We start from the raw sequence: 21,765 nt of genomic DNA, 5'->3' as shown, positions 1-21,765 counted from the left end.
CCTATTCGCCCGATCTCGTCCAAGCGGAACGCCTCGGTGTGCGACGTGACCCAGGCCGGAAGTCGCGGGGCAGGCCGCGGGGCAGGGCCACGCACAGACAATTTCGGAGCGGGTTCGCTGCGCCGGAACGTGAAGCGCACGGTGCCTCCTTCGCGCTTTCGTCGGAGGGGGCCGCCCCCGTGTTTACTCGCCGGACAGGGGCGGCCCCGGGTACGAACGCGTCCGCCGGGTTCGGGTCCTCCACCGGCCGCGCCGTCTGGTGACACTCTGTTCCGTGACCGCCTAGTGTCGGAAGGTGTTCGACCACGTTGGAGAGACCCCGACGGTCAACGATTGCCCTGGTGAGGGGACTTGGGGGGCGCGAGGGCTGGAGGTGGGGAGGAGTTGGGGACATGAGCATGACCGCAGCCGAAATCCTGCTTGACGAGTTGCGTCACGCCCGAATGGCACGGGGACTGAATCAAGACGACTTCGGCAGACTCATCAGCTACTCCGGCACCCATGTGAGCGCCGTTGAGACCGGCACTCGCCCGCCGACCAGTGACTACGCGACGGCAATCGACAGGGCGCTGACGACCGGTGGCATGTTCGCGAGGCTGGTAGAGCGGCTGGCGGCGCTCGACACGGCCCCGGTCTGGCTCCGCGAATGGATCAAGTTCGAGGAACAAGCTCGGGCGTTGCGTTGGTACGAACCGGCCTTCGTGCCGGGCCTGTTACAAACCGAGGCGTACGCACGGGCGACGCTTCAAGCGAGCGGATTGCTGACCACCGAGCAGATATCGCAGCGGGTACGGTCGCGAATGGAGCGGCAAGCAATCCTCACCCGCGACGATCCTCCCCACGTAATGATCGTGCTCGACGTCGCGGTGCTGCGCCGGACGGTGGACGACGACCGCACGCTGATGCGGGAACAGGTCGAGCACCTCGCGGCGGTCGCCGACCTTCCGCACGTCCACATTCATGTCGTGCCGGACGACGCAGGGCTCTACCCTGGCCTACAGGGCGGGTTCATCATCGCCACGATGCCGGATGGCTCTGTCGTCGGGCACACGGACTACCAGGTGCGGTCTCAGACCGTCAGCGGCACGGCCGAGATTGTTACGCTTCAAAAGACGTGGGAAGCGATCCTCCGCGACGCCCTCCCGCGCAGATCCTCCCGAGACGTGATCAAGGAAACGGCGAAGACATGGACATGACCCACGCCCGTTGGCGTAAGTCGACGAAGTCCGGGACGAACGGCGGCAACTGCGTGGAGGTCTCCGACAACCTGCCCGGCGTCGTTGGCGTCCGGGACTCGAAGGACCAGGCAGGTCCCGCACTGGTCTTCAGCCCGACGGCTTGGCGGGCGTTCGTCGACATGGCGAAGACTCACCCCGCGACCTGACCAGTACTACGCAGAGGCCACCGGTCCGCTGCGGGTTCTAGCGATCCCCGCAACTCCCTGAATTCTAGGGAGTTGCGGGGATCGTGGGTTTTGCGGACTTGGCGGTGGATTCGCCACGCGAGGCCCTGCGGCGCGGAACGCGGACGAGCCCCGGCCGATCGGCCGGGGCTCGTCGGGTCAAGCGGGATCAGGCGATGTCGAACCGGTCGAGCTCCATGACCTTCGTCCAGGCGGCCACGAAGTCACGCACGAACTTCTCGCGCGCGTCCTGGCTGGCGTAGACCTCGGCGAGGGCGCGCAGCTGGGAGTTCGAGCCGAAGATGAGGTCGACCGCGGTGGCGGTCCACTTCACCTCGTCGGTGGCCAGGTCGCGGATCTCGTACACGTGCTCGTCGGTCTCCGACGCCTTCCACCGGGTGCCCGGGGAGAGCAGGTTGGCGAAGAAGTCACCGGTGAGCACGCCCGGCCGGTCGGTGAGGACGCCGTGCGACGCGCCTCCGACGTTGTTCCCGAGGGCGCGCAGGCCGCCGACGAGGACGGTCATCTCCGGCGCGCTCAGGTTCAGCATGTAGGCGCGGTCGATGAGCAGCACCTCCGGCTGGGTCTTCTCGCCGGCGCGCAGGTAGTTACGGAAACCGTCCGCGCGCGGCTCGAGGACCCGGAAGGAGTCGACGTCGGTCTGCTCCTGGGTGGCGTCGGTGCGGCCCGGCCGGAACGGCACGGTCACCTCGACGCCCCCGTCGCGCGCCGCCTTCTCGACGGCGGCCGAACCGGCCAGCACGATCAGGTCGGCGAGCGAGATCTTCGCCCCACCGGCGGCGTTGAACTCCTGCTGGATGCCCTCCAGCGCGCTCAGCACCGTCGCGAGCTGCTCGGGCTGGTTGACCTCCCAGTTGCGCTGCGGCTCCAGGCGGATGCGCGCGCCGTTGGCGCCACCGCGCTTGTCGGTGTTGCGGAAGCTCGCGGCGGAGGCCCAGGCGGTGGAGACGAGCTGCTCGACCGTGAGGCCCGAGTCGAGGACCTTCGCCTTGAGGGCGGCGATGTCGGCGTCACCCACCAGCGCGTGGTCGACGGCCGGCACCGGGTCCTGCCACAGCTGCGGCTCGGCGACCCACGGCCCGAGGAAGCGCTCGATCGGACCCATGTCGCGGTGCAGCAGCTTGTACCAGGCCTTGGCGAAGGCCAGCGCGAACTGGTCGGGGTTCTCCAGGAAACGGCGCGAGATCTTCTCGTACGCCGGGTCGACGCGCAGCGACAGGTCGGTCGTGAGCATCGTCGGCCGGTACTTCTTCGACGGGTCGAACGGGTCCGGGATGATCTCCTCGGCGTCCTTCGCGACCCACTGCTTCGCGCCACCCGGGCTGGTGGTCAGCTCCCACTCGTAGCCGAACAGGATCTCGAAGAAGCGGTTGCTCCACTGCGTCGGCACGTCGGTCCAGGTCACCTCGAGACCGCTGGTGATCGTGTCGCTGCCCTTGCCGCTGCCGTGGGTGCTCAGCCAGCCGAGGCCCTGCGCCTCGATCGGGGCGCCCTCGGGCTCCGGGCCCACGTGGTTGTCCGCGACACCGGCGCCGTGGGTCTTGCCGAAGGTGTGGCCACCGGCGATGAGGGCGACGGTCTCCTCGTCGTTCATCGCCATCCGGCCGAAGGTCTCCCGGATGAAGTGCGCCGCCGCGGCCGGGTCCGCGTTGCCGCGGGGGCCCTCCGGGTTGACGTAGATGAGGCCCATCTCGGTCGAGCCGACGCCGGCCGCCATCTCCTTCTCGGAGGCGTAGCGCTCGTCGCCGAGCCAGGTGTCCTCCGGGCCCCAGAAGATCTCCTCGGGCTCCCACACATCCTCACGACCGAAGCCGAAGCCGAAGGTCTTGAACCCCATCGACTCCAGGGCCACGTTACCGGCGAGCACCAGCAGGTCCGCCCAGGAGATCTGCTGGCCGTACTTCTGCTTGACCGGCCACAGCAGGCGGCGGGCCTTGTCCAGGTTGGCGTTGTCCGGCCAGCTGTTGAGCGGGGCGAACCGCTGACCACCGTCACCGGCGCCGCCACGGCCGTCCTCGATGCGGTAGGTGCCCGCGGCGTGCCAGCTCATGCGGATCATCAGGCCGCCGTAGTGGCCGAAGTCGGCCGGCCACCAGTCCTGCGAGGTGGTGAGGACCTCGGTGATGTCCCGCTTGAGGGCCTCGACGTCGAGCTTGGCGAACTCCTTGGCGTAGCTGAAGTCCGGCCCGAGCGGGTTGCCCTTGTGCGAGTGGGCGTGCAGCACCGAGAGGTCGAGCTGGTTCGGCCACCAGTCCCGGTTGGTGCGCGGACGACCACCGGTCTTCGGGGTCGGCGAGTCGATCGCCGGGTTCTCGCTCTCGCTGCCCTGGGCGGTCACCGAGTCGTGCGCGACCGGGCAACCGGCCGCGGCCTTCTGGTCCACGCCCTGCGCGCTGGTGGGGACGTTGTCCTGGGTGTCGCTCATGTACTTCCTTCCGAACTGGCGGATCGCTGGGAGATGCGGTCGGCCGCGCAACCGGGGCAGGTGCCCCAGTAGACGACCTCCGCCTCGTCGACCACGAAGCCATGGTCGTTCGAGGCGGTGAGACAGGGTGCGTGGCCGACGGCGCACTCGACGTCGGCGATGGCGCCGCAGGAGCGGCACACGACGTGGTGGTGGTTGTCCCCCACCCGTGACTCGTAGCGGGCGGTCGCGCGGGCCGGCTGGATGCGCCGCACCAGACCCGCGTCGGTGAGCGCGCGCAGCACGTCGTACACCGCCTGGTGGGAGATGGTGGGGTGGTCCGCCCGGACCAGCGCGATCACCGTGTCGGTGTCGACGTGGGGGTGATCCCGCAGCACCGCGAGCACGGCCAGCCGGGGTCGCGTCACTCGTAACGAGACCCCTCTCAGCTGCGCTTCGAGGTCGGACATCACGCGCTGCACACTAGCTCACTTTTTTGGAACGAATCAAGTTTTCCCCGGTTCCCGCGCCTCGGCGTGCCGCCCGAGGGTCCGGAAAGTCTCCGGAAGTTCCGGCCGCTATTCGTCGGATGTTGTCCGGCGAACGATCGGTCACCACCCTCGCCGTCGCCACCCCGGATCGATTACTGACCTCGGAAGATGCGCACCCTTTCGAGCATGGCGACGCGCTGGTCGCCGCCGCAGACCTTCCGGAAAATGTTGACAAGTGGACGACCGGCTCAATACCGTCCCCATCGACGACACTCAATTGCCGTCACCACCCGCGCCGCGACTGCCGCCTCCGGTCGTCGTGCGGGACAACCGGTCTACCACCACCACGCGGTACGACTCCGTGGCCGACAGTCCGCCGGGTCGCACCGCACCGCTGGCCCCGTGCCAGCCGTGACGAGGAGGAAACACCTACATGATCGACACCGACCACACTCCCACCGCAGCACCGCGGCGCGGCCGGATACGGCTGCTCCTCGGCGCCGCCTGTGCGGTCGTCCTGGCCGTCACGGGCACGGTCGCGGTCACGGCCACCAGCGCGTACGCCGAGGCCGACCGGACGCTCACCTCGAGCCTGACCGGCACGCACAACGGCTACTACTTCTCCTTCTGGAAGGACGGCGGCAACGCCAGCATGACGCTGCGCGAGAACGGCCGATACTCCAGCAGTTGGGACCGGAGCACCAACAACTGGGTCGGCGGCAAGGGCTGGGCCACCGGCTCACGGCGGACGGTCAGCTACTCGGCCAACTACAACCCGGGGAACAACAACACCTACCTCGCCCTGTACGGGTGGACGCGCAACCCGCTCATCGAGTACTACGTGGTGGAGAACTTCGGTAGCTACAACCCGAGCAACGGCGCCCAGCGGCTGGGCACGGTCACCACCGACGGCGGCACCTACGACATCCTGCGCAGCCAGCGGGTCAACGCCCCGTCGATCGACGGCAACCAGACATTCTACCAGTACTGGAGCGTCCGTCAGAACAAGCGCTCGAGTGGCACCATCACCACGGCCAACCACTTCGACGCCTGGGCCCGCGCCGGCCTGAACCTCGGCACCAACCACGCGTACCAGATCATGGCGACCGAGGGCTACCAGAGCGCCGGCAGCTCCGACGTCACCGTGTCCGAGGGCAGCGGCGGCAACCCGACCTCGGGGCCGACCTCCGGGCCCACCACCGGCAACCCGGGTGGCGGCAACTGCAACGCGACGCTCTCCGCCGGCCAGCAGTGGGGTGACCGGTTCAACCTGAACGTCGCGGTCAGCGGCACCAACAACTGGATCGTCAGCCTCAACCTCAACGGCGGTCAGTCCATCCAGAACAGTTGGAACGCGTCCGTCAGCGGCACCAGCGGGACGGTGACCGCCCGACCGAACGGCAACGGCAACAACTTCGGGATCACGATCATGGCCAACGGCAACTGGACCTGGCCGACGATCAGCTGTCGCACGAGCTGACCCGCACCACCGCACCACGTACCGGCCCCCGCCGCCACGCGACGGGGGCCGGGCCCTGCCCGGGTCCTCACGAGTACACGAGGTGCAGCATCATCCCGGCGTCGGCGTGCCCCAGGTTGTGGCAGTGGTTGGCCCACATCCCCGGGTTGTCGGCCCGGAACGCCACCTCCCACACCTCACCGGGCCGGACGTCGAACGAGTCCAACCAGAGTGGGCTCCCGTTGGCCGGCCGCCGGTCGCGGGACAGCACGAGCACGTGATGGCCGTGCAGATGCCACGGGTGCACGGTCTGCGACCGGTTGACGATCGTGAACCGGACGACGTCGCCGGGGTGGACGACCTGCGGCGGGATGTCCGGATCGGCCGCGCCGTTGACGGTGTGGGCGTAGCGCGGAAGCAGTCCACGCAGGTCGAGACCGCGATCGAGGACGAGCGTGAACGTCCGGTCGAACCGGGACCAGGGCGTCGGGACCGGCCGGCCGTAGCTGAGCGGGTCCAGTACGGGCCCCCTGTCGGTCGCCGTCGACTGCGCGCCGGTCGAGTAGACCCGACGTCCGTCGACGTACAACGCCACCGGTGTGGCCGGGGCACTGAACACCAGGTCGTAGCGACCTCCGGCCGGGATCAGCACGGCGGTGTCCCGCAGCGGCGTCGGCCCGCCCAGGTCGTAGCCGTCGATCGCGGCGACCCGGAAGTCGGTTCCGGCCAGCGCGTAGCGGTGCGTGGTGCTGTCCGTGTTGATCAACCGCAGCCGGACCGGAACGCCGGCCTCGACCTGCTCCACCCGCGCGTCCGGTAGCGGACGCCCCCCGAGGGTGTGCACCGGCACCGTCACGTCGAGGCCGCTCGTCGGCCCGGGACGCACCACGAGGACGCCGTAGAGGCCCATCCGCACACCGACGTCGGACACCGAGTGGGTGTGGTACCAGTACGTGCCGGCCTGGTCGGCCCGGAACCGGTAGACGAACTCCTGGCCCGGCAGCACCGCCGGCTGCGTCACCCCGGGGACCCCGTCCTGGCTGTTCGGCACGTCGTACCCGTGCCAGTGCAGGGTGACACCCCGGCCGATGTCCCGGTTGCGCAGCGTCACCTGCACGACGTCGCCGACGGTGGCGGTCAGCTCCGGCCCGGGTACCTGCCCGTCGAACGCCCACGCCGCGACGTCGTGGCCACCGACGCGCACCGTGGCGGTACCGGCCGTCAGGGTGAACCGCCGGGTGGGCTCGTCGGAGATCCGGGCCTGCGGGTACCGGTGATCATGCGGTGCGGCGGGCGCCGGGCCCGGGGTGACGGCCAACCCGGTGCCGGCCAGCAGCGCCGCCACCGCCACCGCCACCGCCGCCCGGGACACCGCCCGGGACGGGCGCGCGTCGAGCAGACGCCACGAGAGGGCGGTCGCCGCGACGACCCCGGCGACCGCGAGCAGCCCCACCGACGCCGACACCGGGTAGCCGTGCAGGACCGTGACGAGCAGGGCGGCGCTCAGGGCGTACCCCGCGAAGAGGAGCGGCAGCGCGACGGACCGGATGTCGCCCGCGGCCCGCAGCAGCCGCGGCCCGGCGACGACGACCGCCGCGAGCGACAGCGGCGCGGCGACGACGACCTTCTCCGCGGCGAACCACCAGCCGACGCGCGCGAGCGCGAGCACGGTCGTCGCGCGGGCGAGCGTGGCGAGCAGCGCGACGGTGGCCAGCGCGAGCGCCAGCGGCCGCCGCCGGGCGGCCGCCGCGACCCCGCCACCCAGCCAGCCGGCGGCGGCCAGGACCGCCAGCAGGAGGTCCGCCGCGAGCAGCGAGGCGGTGGTCATGCCGGCTCCCCCTGGGGTACGACCACCGGCGCGTCGCCCGATGGCGTCTCGGCGGCCAGCCGACGCGCTCCCCGGATGACGCCGACCACGACGTGTACCGCGACGATGCCGTTGACCGCGTGCAGCCCGCCGATGACCAGGCCGAACGGCGTGCTGACGCCGACGGCGTCGGTGCCGGCGTTGGCGAGCATGGCGAGCAGCGCCTGCACGACGACCAGGCCCAGCGGCAGGACCGCCAGCCCGACGAGCCGACCGGGCGCCCTGGCCAGCGCCGCGAACAGGACGGTGAGCAGGGTGAGGACGGGGATGACCGCCATGCCGTTCACGCTGTGCAGGGCGTACGCGCCGTCCTCGGCGGGCTTGGTGAACGCGCCGACGGCGGCGAAGACGAACTGGAGGGCGAACGCGGTGAGGAGCACGCCGCTGCTGATGACGAAGGCCTTTCGCATGCTGGGCTCCTTAGAGCTGCGCCGAGGTCAACGCCTGGGCGACGTGGTCGGTGGCGGTGATCGCGCCGTACGCGACGATCCGGACGAGGTCGGCGTCGGCGGGGTGCGACAGCCGCCAGAGGGCGACGTCGCCCGGGCTGACCGCGCTGGGCGAGAACGCCGCCAGCAACGCGATCCGCGTTCCGACCCGGTCCCGGCCGGGCACGTCCCGGACCAGGTCGACGGCCCAGTCCGCGGGCCGGGTCGGGAACCGCCCGTCCTCCCAGCGCACGGTGGCCGTCACGGTCTGGCGGGCGACGTCACCCAGCAGCTCGCCGCCCCGGGTGGCGGCGTCCCGCAACGACGCGTACGCGACCCCGACCGGGCTGTCCCCCGCCCAGGCCGGCGGCGGGGTCGTACCGGTGGGCAGCAGCCCGAGGCTGCGTCCGGGCGCCTTCGGTTCCCGAGCGGATCTGGCGTACAGCCGGCCACCGACCGACCGCACCAGCGGGGCGCGTTGCAGGCCGCCGGGGAGCAGGTCGGGGTCGAGCAGCGCCGAGACGACCCGGTTGACGAAATGGAACGCGAGCAGGGTGCCGGTGACCTCGGGGCCGTACGGGCTGGTCCAGTCGCCGGTGCGGGGGCTGCGACTGGCCCGGGCCCAGCGGTCGAGTTCGGCGTGCCTCGGGTCGGCGGGTGTCTCGCCCCGGGCGACGACCTCGGCCAACCCGTGCTCGCCCAGGGCGTGCAGCAGCAGCACGTGGGCGTCGAGGCAGAACTGACAGCCGTTGGCCCGGGACACCACCGCCGCGACGAGTTCGCGGTCGACCCGGGACGTGTCGCCGGCGAGCAGGGCCTCGCGCATCAGCGACCAGGTCGCGGCCAGCACCTCGGGCACGGCCGAGAGCGCCTGAAAGGTGGGCAGCGGTCCGAGGAAGTCCTCGCGTAGCTGCTGGTAGACCTCCGCGGTGCGGCCGGTGGCCGCCCTCGTGGGTACGGGGGTGAAGAAGCGGTATGTCATGCGGTCGATGCTCGTGGCGACGGCCGCCAAAGACGTCGTGCCGGCGCAGACACTTCGCGCCGCCGGGATACCACGACCGTGGTACGCCGGATCTACCGCGCGCGCGGGATGCTCCACCAACGACGGCCGTTCTACAGTGCGACCATGCGCCGCGACCTGCCGTACGTCCTCAGCGGCCTCGCCCTCGGCGGTCTCCTGCTCGGCAACGCCGCGCTCGCACCGGACGCCGCGACGGTCGGGGCGCTCGACGTCGCTCTGGTCCTCGTCATGGCCGCGGCGCTCGGGGTGTGCCGGCGGCATCCGGTGCTCGCGCTGGGCGTGGTGACCGTCGCCATGCTGGCCCTGCACGTCCGGGTGCACTCGGGGGTGTCGGCCGCCTTCCCCGTCCTCGGCGTGGTCTACGTGACCGCCTGGCGGGGGCACCGGGCGGCGGCCGCCGTGGCCAGCGTCGTCTTCCTCGGTGGCTTTCTGGCCCGCGACGTCTCGGTGGCCCCGGTCGACCGTCCCAACCAGTTGATCGCCGAGCGGACGGCCCTGCTGCTGGGATGGTTCGTGGCGGCGAACGTGGCCGGGCTGGTCGGCCGGCAACGCCGCGCCTACCTGGAGCAGGTCGAGCAGCGGGCCGTCGAGGCCGAACGCACCCGCGAGGAGATGGCGTTGCGGCGGGCCGGCGAAGAGCGGCTGCGCATCGCCCGCGACCTGCACGACTCCCTGACGCACAGCATCTCGGTGATCAAGGTGCAGGCCGGGATCGCCGTGCACCTGGCCCGCAAGCAGGGCGACGAGCCCTCGGCCACGCTACTGGCGATCCAGGAGGCCAGCGCCGCCGCGATGCGCGAACTGCGCACCACCCTCGACGTCCTGCGCGCGCCCGACGACCGTGTCGGGCTGGCCCGCGTCGACGAACTCGCCGAACGGACCCGTGCGGTCGGCGTGCCGGTCCAGGTGACCGTCACCGGCCGGCCACGGCGTCTGCCGGACGAGGTCGACCAGGCCGGTTACCGGGTCGTCCAGGAGGCCCTGACCAACGTGGCCCGTCACGCCGGTGCCGCGACCGCACGCGTGCACGTCGAGTACGCGCCGGCCGGACTGACCGTCGCGGTGAGCGACGACGGGCAGGCGTCGCCGGCCCGTCCCCCGACGCCGGGGGTGGGACTGCGCGGGATGCGTGAGCGGGTCACCGGACTGGGCGGCACCCTGCTGGCCGCCGCCAACGACGACCAGGGGTTCACGGTGCGGGCCACGTTCCCGCTGGACGAGCCGGCATGACCGGACGGTCGCACCGATGATCCGGGTTCTGCTCGCCGACGACCAGGCGCTGATGCGGGCCGGCTTCCGGGCCCTGCTGGCCGCCGAGGACGACCTGGAGGTCGTGGGCGAGGCCACCGACGGCGCCTCGGCCGTGCAGCTCGCCCGACGTCTCCGCCCGGACGTCGTGTTGATGGACGTGCAGATGCCCGGCCTCGACGGGATCGAGGCGACCCGGCGCATCGCCGCCGATCCGGACCTCGCCGCCACCCGCGTGCTCATCCTCACCAACTACGGGCTCGACTCGTACGTCTTCGCCGCCCTGCGCGCGGGCGCGAGCGGTTTCCTCCTCAAGGACGCCGACCCCGCCGACCTGTTGCAGGCCGTCGCCGTCGTGGCCGGTGGCGACGCGCTGCTCGCGCCGGCCGTGACCCGCACGCTGATCAGCGAGTTCGCGGCCGGGCCACCGCCGGCCGTGCCGACGGCCGGTCGGGATGTGCTGACCGCCCGGGAGCAGGAGATCGTCGAGCTGGTGGCGCGAGGGCTGACCAACGACGAGATCGCCCAGCGCATGGTGATCAGCCCGTTGACCGCCAAGACGCACGTGAACCGGGCCATGACGAAGCTGCACTGCCGGGACCGCGCCCAGCTGGTCGTGTGGGCGTACGAGTCGGGACTTGTCACGCCGCGCCGCCGGTGACCGTGCCGTCACCGGCGGCGCGACGCGAGCTGAGTGTCAGGACCCGATCGCGATGGCGAAGACGTGCATCGTCGGCACGTTCGCCGCCGCCCGTGCGCTGATGTTGGGCAGCACGACCTGGGTCACCGCCTTGTTCTGCAGCGCGACGCCCACGTAGTAGATGCACGCCGCCGTGGCCTGTCGGCCGTTGTTGGGCCGGTTCTGGTACGCGGACACGATGGCGGCGGTCGCGCCGGACGCCGGGCCGCCGTACCAGTCGGGCGTGCTCAGGGTGAACGTCTGGCGGGTCCCGTCCGCGTACACCACCGTGCCGGTCCCCGAGACCGCGCCGTAGGTGCCGGTAATCAGGAAGCCGAGCGTGCTGCCGGTGCCGCTGATACCGAGGGTCTGACCCGAGGCGATGGCGTTGTCGGCCGTGCCGGGACTGACGTTGGGCCAGCGGAAGTTCACCCCGTTGCGGCTCACCGTGCCGCCCGGGCTCGCGCCGGCCTGCGCCAGGGCCTGCGCCGACAGGGTGGCCCCGTTGCCGTCGAAGTTGCCGACGTTGGTGTTGCTGTCGTTGGTGATGCCGGCGTTGGTGAAGCTCTGCTCCAACGTCGGCGTGGTGGCGCCCGTGCTGGTGACCCGGTAGGTGCGCCCGGCCTGCACGGTGACCTCGACCAGGTCGGACTCGACCCGGGTGACCCGGGGCGACGTGCCGTCGGCGGTGTCGACGACGCTGACGGTGCCGGTCAGGAACCGCGACCGCAGGCGGACGGTGCCGGCGCGGTCGGGTCGCACCAGCACCTCGGTGGCGGCGCCGCTGGCCCAGGTGATGCTGACCGTGTGCCCACCGCGACCCCGCAGGCCGGTCACCCGGCCGCTGGGCCAGGCCGGCGGCAGCGCGGGCAGGATGTGCAGCTCACCGATGTGGCTCTGGAGCAGCATCTCGGCGATGCCGGCGGTGGCGCCGAAGTTGCCGTCGATCTGGAAGGGCGGGTGCAGGTCGAACATGTTCGGGGCGAGCCGGGCGGTGGTGGCGAGGTAGCGGATCAGGTCGTGAGCCCGCTTGCCCTCCTCCATCCGAGCCCAGAAGTTGATTTTCCAGGCCAGCGACCAGCCGGTGCCGTCGTCGCCGCGCAGCGCCAGGGTCCGCCGGGCGGCCTCGAACAACTGAGGGGTGCCGCGCTTGGTGATCTGGTTGCTGGGGGCCAGCCCGTACAGGTGCGAGATGTGCCGGTGGTTGGGCTCGGTCTCCACCCAGTCGTAGAGCCACTCCATGATGTTGCCGCGCGAGCCGACCTTCATCGGTGGAAGGCGGTCCCGGGTGGCGCGTACCTGCGCCCGGAAGGTGCTGTCCACGTCGAGGATCTCGCTCGCGCGGGCGACGCCGTCGAAGAGGTCCCGCAGGATCTGGTTGTCCATCGTGGGACCGGCGCAGACGCTGGCGTTCGAGTGGTGGCTGAGTTCCGGTGAGTTCGACGGGTTGGTCACCAGGTAACCGAGGGTCGGCTCGGTCACCAGGGTGTTGAGGAAGAACTGCGCCGCGCCCTTCATGGCCGGGTAGTTCGTCCGCAGGAACTCGATGTCGCCGTTGAACTGGTAGTGGTCCCAGATCAACGTGGACAGCCAGGCGCCGCCGGTCTGCCACATGCCCCAGAACGCGCCGTCCACGACCGCGGTGGCCCGCCACGCGTCGGTGTTGTGGTGGGTAACCCAGCCACTCGCGGAGCCGTACTGCACCTGGGCGGTGCGCGCGCCGGTGACGGCGAGTTCCCGGACCATGTCGAAGACCGGGTTGTGGCACTCGGCCAGGTTGGTCGTGTTGGCCGGCCAGTAGTTCATCGGCAGGTTGGCGTTGATCGTGTACTTCGAGTCCCAGGAGGGGGTCAGCGAGTCGTTCCAGATGCCCTGCAGGTTCGCCGGTTGGGTGCCGGGCCGCGACGACGAGATCAGCAGGTACCGCCCGAACTGGAACAGCAGCGCGGAGAACTGCGGGTCGTTGACGCTGTTGTGCTGGGCGATGCGTACGTCGGTCGTCTGGTCGGCGGCGGAGGTGCGGCCCAGGTCGAGGGTCACCCGTCCGAACAGCGCCTGGTAGTCGGCGACGTGCCGGGTGCGCAACTGGTCGTAGCTGTAGGCGCGCGCCGCGCTGAGGCGCTGCCGGGCGATGCCCCCGTAGTCGCCACCGACGTTGCGGTAGTTGACGTAGCTGGAGCCGATCGAGATCAGCAGGACGACGCTGGTGGCGTTGGTGACCCGCAGGGTGCCGCCCGAGCTGGACACGCTGCCGCCGGTGACGGTGGCGTTGGCCAGGGCGAGGAAGCGGACCTGCCCGGTGACGCCCTCCTGGTTGCCGGACACGCCGTCGAGGCCGATCGTCGTGCCGTCCGGGCTGGACACCGTCGTCCGCTGCGGGCTGTCGAAGGTGGCGGTGAAGCTGATCGAGGTGGCGCGGTCGGCGGTCAGCCGCATCGCGATGACCTGGTCCGGCGCGCTGGCGAAGACCTCACGCTGGTAGCGGATGCCGTTCAGGACGTACGAGGTCGTGGCCGTCGCGGTGGTGAGGTCGAGCGTGCGGTTGTGCTGGGACGCTCCGCTGGCCGACCCGAAGGCGAGCCGGAGGTTGCCGACGGTCTGGTACGCCAACTGCCCGCCGGGGTTGCCCATCATGGTCTGGTTGATCAGGTCCTGGGCCTGGGTCCACTGGTTGGCGTTGACCAGCCGCCGGATCTCCGGCAGGGCCGCCGCGCCTCGGGTGTTGCTGGGGTCGTGCGGGCCGCCGGCCCAGACGGTGTCCTCGTTGAGCTGAAGTCGCTCGGTGTCGACGTTGCCGAACACCATGGCGCCGAGCCGGCCGTTGCCGATCGGTAGGGCCCGCAGCCAGTCCGTGCCGGCGCCCTCGTCGTACCAGAGGACGAGGTCGTTGGCCGCGAGCACCTGCGGCGGCGCGACGGAGTCGGCGTTGGCGGTCGCCGTCCACGGCAGCGGCAGCAGGGCGCCACCCGCGCCGGCCGCACCGATCTTGAGGGCCTGCCGCCGGGTCAGGTCTGACATCGATCCTCCAAACGGTGACCGATGCGGCCACCCAAGCGCGACAACGACGACCCCCGATGGTGGATCCGCGCGGTGACACCGACCATGCTGCGCAGGTCGTAGGCAGACCCGGTGGACGACCAAACGTCCGATGTGTTTCGGGAAGATTACTCCGGTGTCACGCAATAGGCAACGGTCGATTGCTTGCGCGATCATCGCTGCCGCCCTGCGCACCGACCATGATCGACGCCAGTGCGGCCATGTGAGGGCATCCCGCCGCCCGGTCAGCCCCATATCAGCGATGTCGTGTCGATCACCGGTGGTCGTGGCGCGGATCGGCGCGCATGACGACGGTGCGGGTCAGGCCACCCGCCGCGTATACATCGGATGATTGCAGCAGCCGCGCCCGCGTCGGCCTCAGTGGACCGGCGGGCGCGGCTGGGTGTCGCTCACTCGGGCAGCGTCGCCCCGGACTTCTCGGCCACCAGGTACCTCGCGTACCAGTCGGGCCAGTTGTCGTCCCGCTGGCCGGTGCGCTTCTCGTGCTCGTCGTGGGCCGCCGCCGCGCGCCGCAGCGCGTCCGCCAGGTCGGTCGCCGACCGATACGACGTCAGATCGCCCTCACCGGCGTTCGGACTCATCGCGACCTCCTGGGTTACTCGCCCCACCGTCGACGACCACGCTACGTCCTACGCGCCGGTGAGGTGCGGCGTTCGGGGCATCAGCCCGGCGCCGCCCTCGTCGCCCGGCGCAGCCCGAACAGGGCGACAAGCGCGAGCAGGATGACGGCGACGGAGTACTCGTCGGCGGTCCGCGGGAGGCCCCCGGCGTACACCACGAGGAAGCCGGCGATCACGGTGGGAAGGCCGAAACCGACGTAGCAGACGACGTAGAGCAGCGACAGCACGCTGGCGCGTTCGTGCGCCTCGACCAGCGGCATGATCGTCTTGAGGCTGCCCTGGAACCCGCCGCCGAAGCCGACGCCGCCGAGCGCGAGACCGACGAAGAACCCGGGTACGGAGTCGGCCATGACCGAGACCACCGTGACGACCATGCCCAGGATGAGGGCGACGATCCCGGTCAGGATGACCGTCCGCGCGGCGGTGTCGCGCAACAGCAGGACGGCGACCGACCCGAAGAGCGCGAAGACGAAGAGCACCAGACCGGCGACCACGATCGACGTGTCCATGAGGCTGCGCACGAGCGCCGGGCCGAGCGCGCCGAAGAAGCCGGCCAGCGCCCAGACCGCGAACAGCACCGGAGCGACGACCAGCACCGGCCCGCGTACCGGGCGCGGCAGCCTGATCTCCGGTCGCAGGCTGCGCCGCGCGCCGGGCATCCGGGTGACGGTCTCCGGCATCAGCGCGACCCCGACGGCCTGGATCAGCAGGATCGCGACGAGGACGACGTACACCAGGCGGGTCGGCGCGGGCAGGTAGCGGATGAACAGCGCCGAGAGCAGCGCCCCGCTGCCGGTGCCGAGGCCGGGTGCGATCGAGTTGGCGAGCGTCCCGCGAGCGCGGTCGATGTCCAGCATGGCCGCGCCGACGGCGCCCGTCGCCGCGCCCGCCGCGAGCCCCTGCACGAGGCGGGCGGCCAGCAGCGCGGGTACGCCGTTGGCGAGGATGAACACCAGCAGCGACAGGATCTGTACGGCGATCGCGGCGGCCAGGACCGGACGCCGGCCGACGTGGTCGGAGAGCTTGCCGAAGGTGAGCAGCGATGCCAGCACCGCGAGCGCGTAGACCGCGAACACCACGGTGGTCGTGACCGACGAGAAGTGCCAGCGCTCCTGGTAGATCCCGTAGAGCGGGGTCGGGGCCGCCGAGGCGGCCAGGAACGACACGAGGATCGACGCCAGCAGCACCAGGGAGACGTTCGGCGCGAGTCGTACCCGCCCCGCGATCGACATGTCCTGCTCCTCGGGCTGCGCGGCGCTCGTCGGACTCGACGGCCGCAGGCGCGTACCCGATGTGCCGCTCTCCATGCGCCGACTACTCGTCGGCGCGCGGCCCGAGATGCTCGCGCAGCGCCCGCGCGATGTCGCCGGCCGCGCGGAGCTGGTCCGGCGTGAGAGCGTCGACGAACAGCTCCCGGATGGTGCGCAGGTGCGGATAGGTGGCCCGCTGGAACGCCGCGGCCCCGGCCGGGGTGAGGATCACCTCCGCCCCGCGCGGGACGGTCGCGCACTCCTCGCGACGGATCAGCCCGCGTCGTTCCATGCGTCCCAGGTGGTGCGAGAGTCGACTCCGCTCCCACCCGATCTGCGCGGCCAGGGCGGAGGAGCGCATCCGCCGCTCCTTAGCCTCGCTGAGGGCGAGCAGGACGGCGTAGTCACCCGGCGAGAGGGAAGAGTCGACCTGGAGACGCGACCCGACCCGGGACGTGAGCGCCTCTGTCGTCTCGACGAAGTCCCGCCAGATCCGCAGTTCCTCCGCCGTCGGCAACTGCCGGCCCCCGCGTCGTTCGGGTGTGGTGTCGACCATCGAACCCTCCGGGGAATTGACGTGTCAATTCGCAGGTTAGCATCATTGACACGTCAACCGGGAAGACCACTTCCCGCGTGTCGACGGCGAAGAACGCCGAGGAGGAGACATGTCCGCCGCACCCTTCGAACTGGGGCTCAACTCGTTCGGCGAGGTGGCCACGGACGGCGACCGGACCCTGAGTGACGCCGAGACCGTCCGGCTGCTGGTGGACGAGGCCCGGCTCGCGGAGTCGGTCGGGCTCGACGTGTTCAGCCTGGGCGAGCACTACCGGGAGGGGCACAACGACTCGGCCACCCCCGTCCTGCTCGCGGCCATGGCCACGGCGACCGACCGGATCCGGCTCGGCACCTCGGTCACCGTCCTGAGCACGAACGACCCGGTACGGCTCTACCACGAGTTCGCCACCCTGGACGCGGTCAGCGACGGCCGGGCCCAACTGGTCCTCGGACGGGCATCCGCGACCGAGTCGTTCCCCCTCTTCGGCTACGACCTGGCGGACTACGAGCGGTTGTTCGAGGAGAAGCTGGACCTCTTCCTCCAGCTTCAACGCGACGAAACGGTCACCTGGTCGGGAACCGTACGCACTCCCCTGGTCGCGCAACGACTCCATCCGCGCATGCGCCCGGGCGGAATCCCCACCTGGATCGGCGTCGGAGGAAGCCCCAACTCGGTGATCCGCGCCGCCCGGCACGGGCTCCCGCTCATGCTGGCGATCATCGGTGGACGCCCGCAGCGGTTCGCCGGCCACGTCGACCTCTACCATCGGGCGCTCGAACAGTTCGGGCAGGCCGCGCAACCGGTCGGGCAACACTCGCTCGGCCTCGTCGCGGACACCGACGAGGAGGCCGTCGAGACGTGGTGGCGGTACTGGCAGCCCACCGTGGCACGGCTCGCCGAGGAGCGCGGCTTCTACAAGCCGGACCGCGCGCGCTACGAGACCGAGATCGACCACGGCGCGCTGTTCGTGGGGTCACCGGAGACGGTGGCCCGCAAGATCGCAACCATGGCCCGCGACCTGCGGCTGAGTCGGTTCGACCTGAAGTACGACATCATGCACCTGCCTCGCGAGGCGCGGGCGCGCACCATCGAGCTGCTCGGCAGCGAGGTCGCGCCACGGGTCCGTGAGCTGTTGGCGAAGGAGCCCACCAATGTCTGATCTCGTGTTCGGCCTCGACACCTTCGGTGACGTGCCGGAGGACGACTCCGGCAAGCCCGTCTCCCACGCCACCGCCATCCGGCAGGTCGTCGACGAGGCGGTGCTGGCCGACGACCTCGGCGTCGACGTCATCGCCCTGGGCGAGCACCACCGACCCGAGTACTCGGTGTCGACGCCGGAGACGGTGCTGGCGGGCATCGCCACCCGTACCTCGCGGATCCGGCTCTCCTCCGGCGTCACCGTGCTGAGCTCGGACGACCCGGTCCGCGTCTTCCAGCGTTTCGCCACGGTCGACGCGCTGTCGCACGGTCGGGCCGAGGTCATCCTCGGCCGGGGCTCGTTCACCGAGTCCTTCCCGCTGTTCGGCTACGACCTGGCCGACTACGACGTGCTGTTCGAGGAGCGGATCGAGCTGTTCGCGAAGCTGCTCGACGAACAGCCGGTCACCTGGAGCGGCACCACCCGCGCCCCGCTCACCGACGCCGACGTGTTTCCCAAGACGGAGTCGGGACGCCTCACCACCTGGGTGGGCGTCGGCGGCTCACCGCAGTCGGTGGTACGGACCGCCCGGTACGGCCTGCCGCTCATGCTCGCCATCATCGGCGGCGCTCCGGAGCGTTTCGCGCCCTACATCGACCTCTACCGGCGGGCGGCCGACCAACTCGGCACCACCGCGCACCCGGTCGGGATGCACTCGCCCGGCTTCGTCGCCGACACCGACGAGGAGGCGAAGGAGCTGTTCTGGCCGTACTACCGGGTCATGCGCGACCGGATCGGCGCGCTGCGCGGCTGGCCTCCGATCCGCCGCCAGGAGTTCGACTCGGAGGTGGAGCACGGCTCGCTCTACATCGGCTCGCCGGAGACGGTCGCCCGCCGGATGGCCGCCGCCATCAAGGGTCTCGGTGTCGGCCGGTTCGACCTCATCTACACCGCCGGGGCGCAGCCCGTGAGCGCCCGGATGCGCGCCGTGGAGCTGTACGGCTCGCGGGTGATCCCCATGGTCCGCGACATCCTGGCCAGCTGACCCGCCGGCTGCCCCTCGGAGAGGAAGACATGAACGACAACGGATCCGACCGGCCACGGACCCTCGCCATCCTTGGCGCCGGCAAGGTGGGCACCGTCCTCGCCCGGCTCGCGCTCGCCGCCGGCTACCGGGTGCTCGTCGCCGGCTCCGGGGATCCGGCGAAGATCGCCCTGACCGTCGAGGTGCTCACGCCTGGAGCGGTGGCGACCACCGCCGTCGACGCCGTGGCGGACGCCGACATCGTCGTCCTCGCCCTGCCGCTGGGCAAGTACCGCACGCTGCCCGCCGAGGCGCTGCGGGGCAAACTCGTCGTCGACGCGATGAACTACTGGTGGGAGGTCGACGGCATCCGCGACGACCTGACCGATCCGCGCACCTCGTCCAGCGAGATCGTCCAGGCGTTCCTGGCCGGGTCGCGGGTCGTCAAGGCGTTCAACCACATGGGCTACCACGATCTCGAGGACGGGGCCCGGCCGACGGGCACGGCCGGCCGCAAGGCCATCGCGATCGCCGGCGACGACGAGGCGGACGTCGCCCCGGTGGCCTCGCTGGTGGACGCCCTCGGCTTCGACCCGGTCGTCGCCGGCCCGCTCGCCGAGGGCGTACGCCTCGAACCGGGTAGCGAGTTGTTCGGCGCCAACGTCAGCGCCGACGAGGTGCGCGCCATGCTCCGGCGCTTTCCCGAGTCGGAGCGCGGCCAGGCCGTCGCCGCCGCCCGGTCGGCCTGACCCGCTGGTCCTCTCAGTGCTCGTCGTCGAACGCCGTACGAGGATCGAGGTGCCGACCCCGCTCCTGCGCGGCGGCGTAGGCGGCGGGGCCGAGCGCCCCGACCGCGCCGTCGCGCACGGCGGCGAGGTCGGCCGCGTCGTCCGGGTCCGGCACCTGGCCGATCGCCGCGAACGCCGCGTCCGCGAGGCCGACCATGAGCGCCGCCCGCGAATGGTCACCCTCGGCGGACGCGAGCGCCGCACCCGCCACGCAGACGTACGGCACGAAGTCGTCCCAGCCGTGCTGGAACACCCGGGTACGGCTGAGGGTGAACAGCTTGCGCGCCTCGGCGAGGTTACCGAGACCCAGCTCGCAGAAGGCCAGGTTGTGCGTCTCGGAATTCACCGTCTCCGGTCGGCCCAGCGACTCGTTCAGCGCGATGCTCTCGCGATACAGGTCCCGCGCCCGGTCCAGGTCGCCGGCCATCCGCGCCACCGCCGCCAGCACGTGCCTCGGCCGCTCCTGGAGCGCGCGGTCACCCGAGCGAACCGCGACGTCGAGGGCCTCGCGCGCCCGGGTCTCCCCGAGCGCCAGGTCGCCGCCACGAATCGCCACCCGGGCCAGGCTGTAGCGGGCCTCCACCTCGCCCGCCGCGTCGCCGACGGCACGAGCACGCTCGATCTCGGCCGTGCTCATCCGTACCACCGCGTCGCTCTCCCCCCGACGGAAGGCCGAGCGGACGTCGTCACTGAAGCTCACGGTTACTTTCCCCCTCGTGCGTCGCGGCTCCGGCCCTGGCGGTGGCCCTCAGGCATGGAAGGCGATCCAGTTCTCCTGGAAACGGAAGCCCATCGACTCGTACAGCGGCCGGCCGAGCGCGCTGGACTGCAGGTACGCCGCGTCCGCGCCGGCCGCGACGCCGTCACGTACCACCTTCTCGGTGATCGCGCGGCCCAGGCCGCGACCACGCGCGTCCGGGACGACGGCGATGTTGAACACGCCGACCACACCGCGGGTGCGCATCCCGAGACCGGTGCCGAGGACCTGGCCGGCCTCCTCGTACAGGTATCCGTCGATCCGCTCGGCGTCGAGCACCGCGCCCCCCATCAGCGACCCGAACAGACCGTCCGGCACCTCGAAGCCCCTGGTCAGGACGTCCGTGTACCGATCGCTGTCCGCCGCGCCGACCTGCCGTACGCGCTCGCGCTGCGCCTCGTCCGCCCGGAACACCAGCTCGTCCACCCCGCAGGCCAGCAGGGGCAGCTCGCTGCGCGCGGCGAGCCTGTGCCGGGTGGCGAGATCGGCCACCGCGCCGTCGACACCGTCCCGGACCACGATCGACCAGGCCTCGACCTGCCCGGACACCTCGGTGGCCAGCTCGTGCAGGGCGTCGAGATCCGGCTCGCGCGACAGGTCGTACGCCACGTTCAGCGTCGCCGCTCCCGCGTGGGTCACCGCCGCACGGGCGGTGCCCCGCCGCGCGTAGTAGCCCTTCGGTGTCGCTCCGCACAGATCCTCGATGGCGTCGTCGTACGCCGCCGCCATCCGATCACCGATGATGTTCATGTCCCTGTCCCCCTGACGCTCCCCCGAGCGTGCGCAAACATAGCCGCAACGCCGCGAGCTGCGCGAACCGAGGTGCGGCGGGGTCAGCGTCGGTGGGTGGCGCGCCCCGGCCACCACCGCCCGGAGCGGAGCCCCTGACTGGTGGCGCCGTGGAAGATGATCATCACGACCACGCCGATCAGGCCGAGGAACGGGTTCACCAGCCAGCCGAGCAGACCGGTCAGGCCGTAGAGGACCAGGCCGACGATCGGGCGGAACTCCTGCACCCGTACCTGGTCCTGGCCGATGGTGTCGGCCCGCAGCGCCGGGTGGCGGCGGACATAGGAGAAGAGCACCCACCAGGGCGCCGACATCAGCGAGGCGGCGAACGCGTACAGGACGACGGCGACCCGGAGGTCGTCGGTGTTGCCGTCGGCCAGCGCCGACGCCAGAACTGCGGTGGGAAAGGGAATGATCACCACGCCGAAGAGAATGCCGAGATTGATCGAGCTGAACGCCGGGGTGGTGCCCCGCACCAACTGGAGCACGGCGTGATGGTTCATCCAGAGAACCCCGACGTAGATGAACGACACGACGAAGGCCAGGTATGACGGCCCTTCACCGAGAAGCCCCTCGGCCAGCCCGCCCTCGTGGAAATCCGGTGCCCGCAGGTCGAGCACCAGCAGGGTGATGACGATGGCGAACACGCCGTCGCTGAACGCCGCCAGGCGACCCGCGTCGGTCACCGCGGGATCACCGTCGCCTGCCTGGATCCCCCGTTGACCTGCGGACATTGCCGCATGCTAACAGTGACGCCGCGACAACC

General features: G+C 71.1%; 20 protein-coding genes. 8 read left to right on the top strand and 12 right to left on the bottom strand.

Annotated features, from left to right (window positions below; all coding sequences use genetic code 11):
- Positions 1-392 precede the first annotated feature (392 nt).
- Complete coding sequence (locus tag AB0B55_RS00910) at positions 393-1,196, top strand: helix-turn-helix transcriptional regulator (protein WP_357125565.1); 804 nt, start codon at positions 393-395, stop codon at positions 1,194-1,196.
- Positions 1,187-1,384: a DUF397 domain-containing protein gene (locus AB0B55_RS00905; protein WP_357125562.1), complete on the top strand. Its 198-nt coding sequence runs from the start codon at positions 1,187-1,189 to the stop codon at positions 1,382-1,384. The genes AB0B55_RS00910 and AB0B55_RS00905 overlap by 10 nt, the downstream gene beginning before the upstream one ends.
- Before the next feature lie 187 nt (positions 1,385-1,571).
- Here the strand turns inward: AB0B55_RS00905 and katG are convergent, their stop codons facing one another.
- Positions 1,572-3,848, bottom strand: a complete 2,277-nt coding sequence (gene katG, locus AB0B55_RS00900) for a catalase/peroxidase HPI (RefSeq protein WP_357125559.1) — start codon at positions 3,846-3,848, stop codon at positions 1,572-1,574.
- On the bottom strand, positions 3,845-4,300 hold the full coding sequence (locus AB0B55_RS00895; protein ID WP_357125556.1) for a Fur family transcriptional regulator: 456 nt from the start codon (positions 4,298-4,300) through the stop codon (positions 3,845-3,847). Before AB0B55_RS00895 ends, katG begins: the two co-directional genes overlap by 4 nt.
- Positions 4,301-4,751: 451 nt before the next feature.
- Here AB0B55_RS00895 and AB0B55_RS00890 point away from each other — a divergent pair, with 451 nt between their 5' ends.
- The gene (locus AB0B55_RS00890; protein ID WP_357125553.1) at positions 4,752-5,798 is read left to right on the top strand and encodes a glycoside hydrolase family 11 protein; all 1,047 of its coding nucleotides are present in this window, start codon (positions 4,752-4,754) and stop codon (positions 5,796-5,798) included.
- 67 nt (positions 5,799-5,865) lie between these two features.
- Here the strand turns inward: AB0B55_RS00890 and AB0B55_RS00885 are convergent, their stop codons facing one another.
- From AB0B55_RS00885 to AB0B55_RS00875, 3 genes are read right to left on the bottom strand one after another with little or no spacing between them, the layout of a single operon-like run.
- Complete coding sequence (locus tag AB0B55_RS00885) at positions 5,866-7,605, bottom strand: multicopper oxidase family protein (protein ID WP_357169212.1); 1,740 nt, start codon at positions 7,603-7,605, stop codon at positions 5,866-5,868.
- Complete coding sequence (locus AB0B55_RS00880) at positions 7,602-8,054, bottom strand: DUF6220 domain-containing protein (RefSeq protein WP_357169209.1); 453 nt, start codon at positions 8,052-8,054, stop codon at positions 7,602-7,604. The genes AB0B55_RS00885 and AB0B55_RS00880 overlap by 4 nt, the downstream gene beginning before the upstream one ends.
- 10 nt (positions 8,055-8,064) lie before the next feature.
- Positions 8,065-9,054 carry a carboxymuconolactone decarboxylase family protein gene (locus tag AB0B55_RS00875; RefSeq protein WP_357169206.1) on the bottom strand — a complete coding sequence of 330 codons (990 nt, stop codon included), beginning with the start codon at positions 9,052-9,054 and terminating at the stop codon, positions 8,065-8,067.
- A 144-nt stretch (positions 9,055-9,198) separates the two neighbouring features.
- Between AB0B55_RS00875 and AB0B55_RS00870 the strand changes: the two genes are divergently transcribed.
- Both AB0B55_RS00870 and AB0B55_RS00865 read left to right on the top strand, forming a co-directional pair.
- Positions 9,199-10,323: a sensor histidine kinase gene (locus AB0B55_RS00870; RefSeq protein ID WP_357169203.1), complete on the top strand. Its 1,125-nt coding sequence runs from the start codon at positions 9,199-9,201 to the stop codon at positions 10,321-10,323.
- A gap of 16 nt (positions 10,324-10,339) precedes the next feature.
- A complete protein-coding gene (locus tag AB0B55_RS00865; RefSeq protein ID WP_357125538.1) occupies positions 10,340-11,002 on the top strand; it encodes a response regulator transcription factor in 663 nt (220 codons plus the stop codon).
- A gap of 36 nt (positions 11,003-11,038) precedes the next feature.
- Here AB0B55_RS00865 and AB0B55_RS00860 read toward each other — a convergent pair whose 3' ends face one another.
- From AB0B55_RS00860 to AB0B55_RS00845, 4 genes are all read right to left on the bottom strand, one after another.
- Entirely contained in the window at positions 11,039-14,038 is a 3,000-nt protein-coding gene (locus tag AB0B55_RS00860; RefSeq protein WP_357169200.1) for a glycoside hydrolase family 95 protein, read from the bottom strand.
- A 428-nt stretch (positions 14,039-14,466) separates the two neighbouring features.
- Positions 14,467-14,658, bottom strand: a complete 192-nt coding sequence (locus tag AB0B55_RS00855) for a hypothetical protein (RefSeq protein ID WP_357125532.1) — start codon at positions 14,656-14,658, stop codon at positions 14,467-14,469.
- An 80-nt stretch (positions 14,659-14,738) separates the two neighbouring features.
- On the bottom strand, positions 14,739-15,929 hold the full coding sequence (locus AB0B55_RS00850; protein WP_357169197.1) for an MFS transporter: 1,191 nt from the start codon (positions 15,927-15,929) through the stop codon (positions 14,739-14,741).
- An 82-nt stretch (positions 15,930-16,011) separates the two neighbouring features.
- Positions 16,012-16,503: a MarR family transcriptional regulator gene (locus AB0B55_RS00845; protein WP_357125525.1), complete on the bottom strand. Its 492-nt coding sequence runs from the start codon at positions 16,501-16,503 to the stop codon at positions 16,012-16,014.
- 109 nt (positions 16,504-16,612) lie between these two features.
- Between AB0B55_RS00845 and AB0B55_RS00840 the strand changes: the two genes are divergently transcribed.
- The 3 genes from AB0B55_RS00840 to AB0B55_RS00830 are packed head-to-tail and all read left to right on the top strand — an operon-like array spanning position 16,613 to position 19,414.
- A complete protein-coding gene (locus tag AB0B55_RS00840) occupies positions 16,613-17,662 on the top strand; it encodes an LLM class flavin-dependent oxidoreductase (protein ID WP_357125522.1) in 1,050 nt (349 codons plus the stop codon).
- A complete protein-coding gene (locus AB0B55_RS00835; RefSeq protein ID WP_357125519.1) occupies positions 17,655-18,686 on the top strand; it encodes an LLM class flavin-dependent oxidoreductase in 1,032 nt (343 codons plus the stop codon). Before AB0B55_RS00840 ends, AB0B55_RS00835 begins: the two co-directional genes overlap by 8 nt.
- Before the next feature lie 29 nt (positions 18,687-18,715).
- Positions 18,716-19,414, top strand: a complete 699-nt coding sequence (locus AB0B55_RS00830; RefSeq protein ID WP_357169194.1) for an NADPH-dependent F420 reductase — start codon at positions 18,716-18,718, stop codon at positions 19,412-19,414.
- Between the two features lie 13 nt (positions 19,415-19,427).
- Here AB0B55_RS00830 and AB0B55_RS00825 read toward each other — a convergent pair whose 3' ends face one another.
- The 3 genes from AB0B55_RS00825 to AB0B55_RS00815 form a co-directional block, all read right to left on the bottom strand.
- On the bottom strand, positions 19,428-20,153 hold the full coding sequence (locus tag AB0B55_RS00825; RefSeq protein WP_357169191.1) for a tetratricopeptide repeat protein: 726 nt from the start codon (positions 20,151-20,153) through the stop codon (positions 19,428-19,430).
- Positions 20,154-20,201: 48 nt separating this feature from the next.
- On the bottom strand, positions 20,202-20,960 hold the full coding sequence (locus AB0B55_RS00820) for a GNAT family N-acetyltransferase (RefSeq protein ID WP_357125509.1): 759 nt from the start codon (positions 20,958-20,960) through the stop codon (positions 20,202-20,204).
- Between the two features lie 83 nt (positions 20,961-21,043).
- Positions 21,044-21,733: a TMEM175 family protein gene (locus tag AB0B55_RS00815; RefSeq protein WP_357169188.1), complete on the bottom strand. Its 690-nt coding sequence runs from the start codon at positions 21,731-21,733 to the stop codon at positions 21,044-21,046.
- Between the last annotated feature and the right edge of the window lie 32 nt (positions 21,734-21,765).

This window comes from Micromonospora sp. NPDC049107, assembly GCF_040648595.1.
Taxonomy (GTDB): domain Bacteria; phylum Actinomycetota; class Actinomycetes; order Mycobacteriales; family Micromonosporaceae; genus Micromonospora.
The sequence above is the reverse complement of the archived record's forward strand: the minus strand, read 5'-3'. Positions and strand labels throughout refer to the sequence as shown.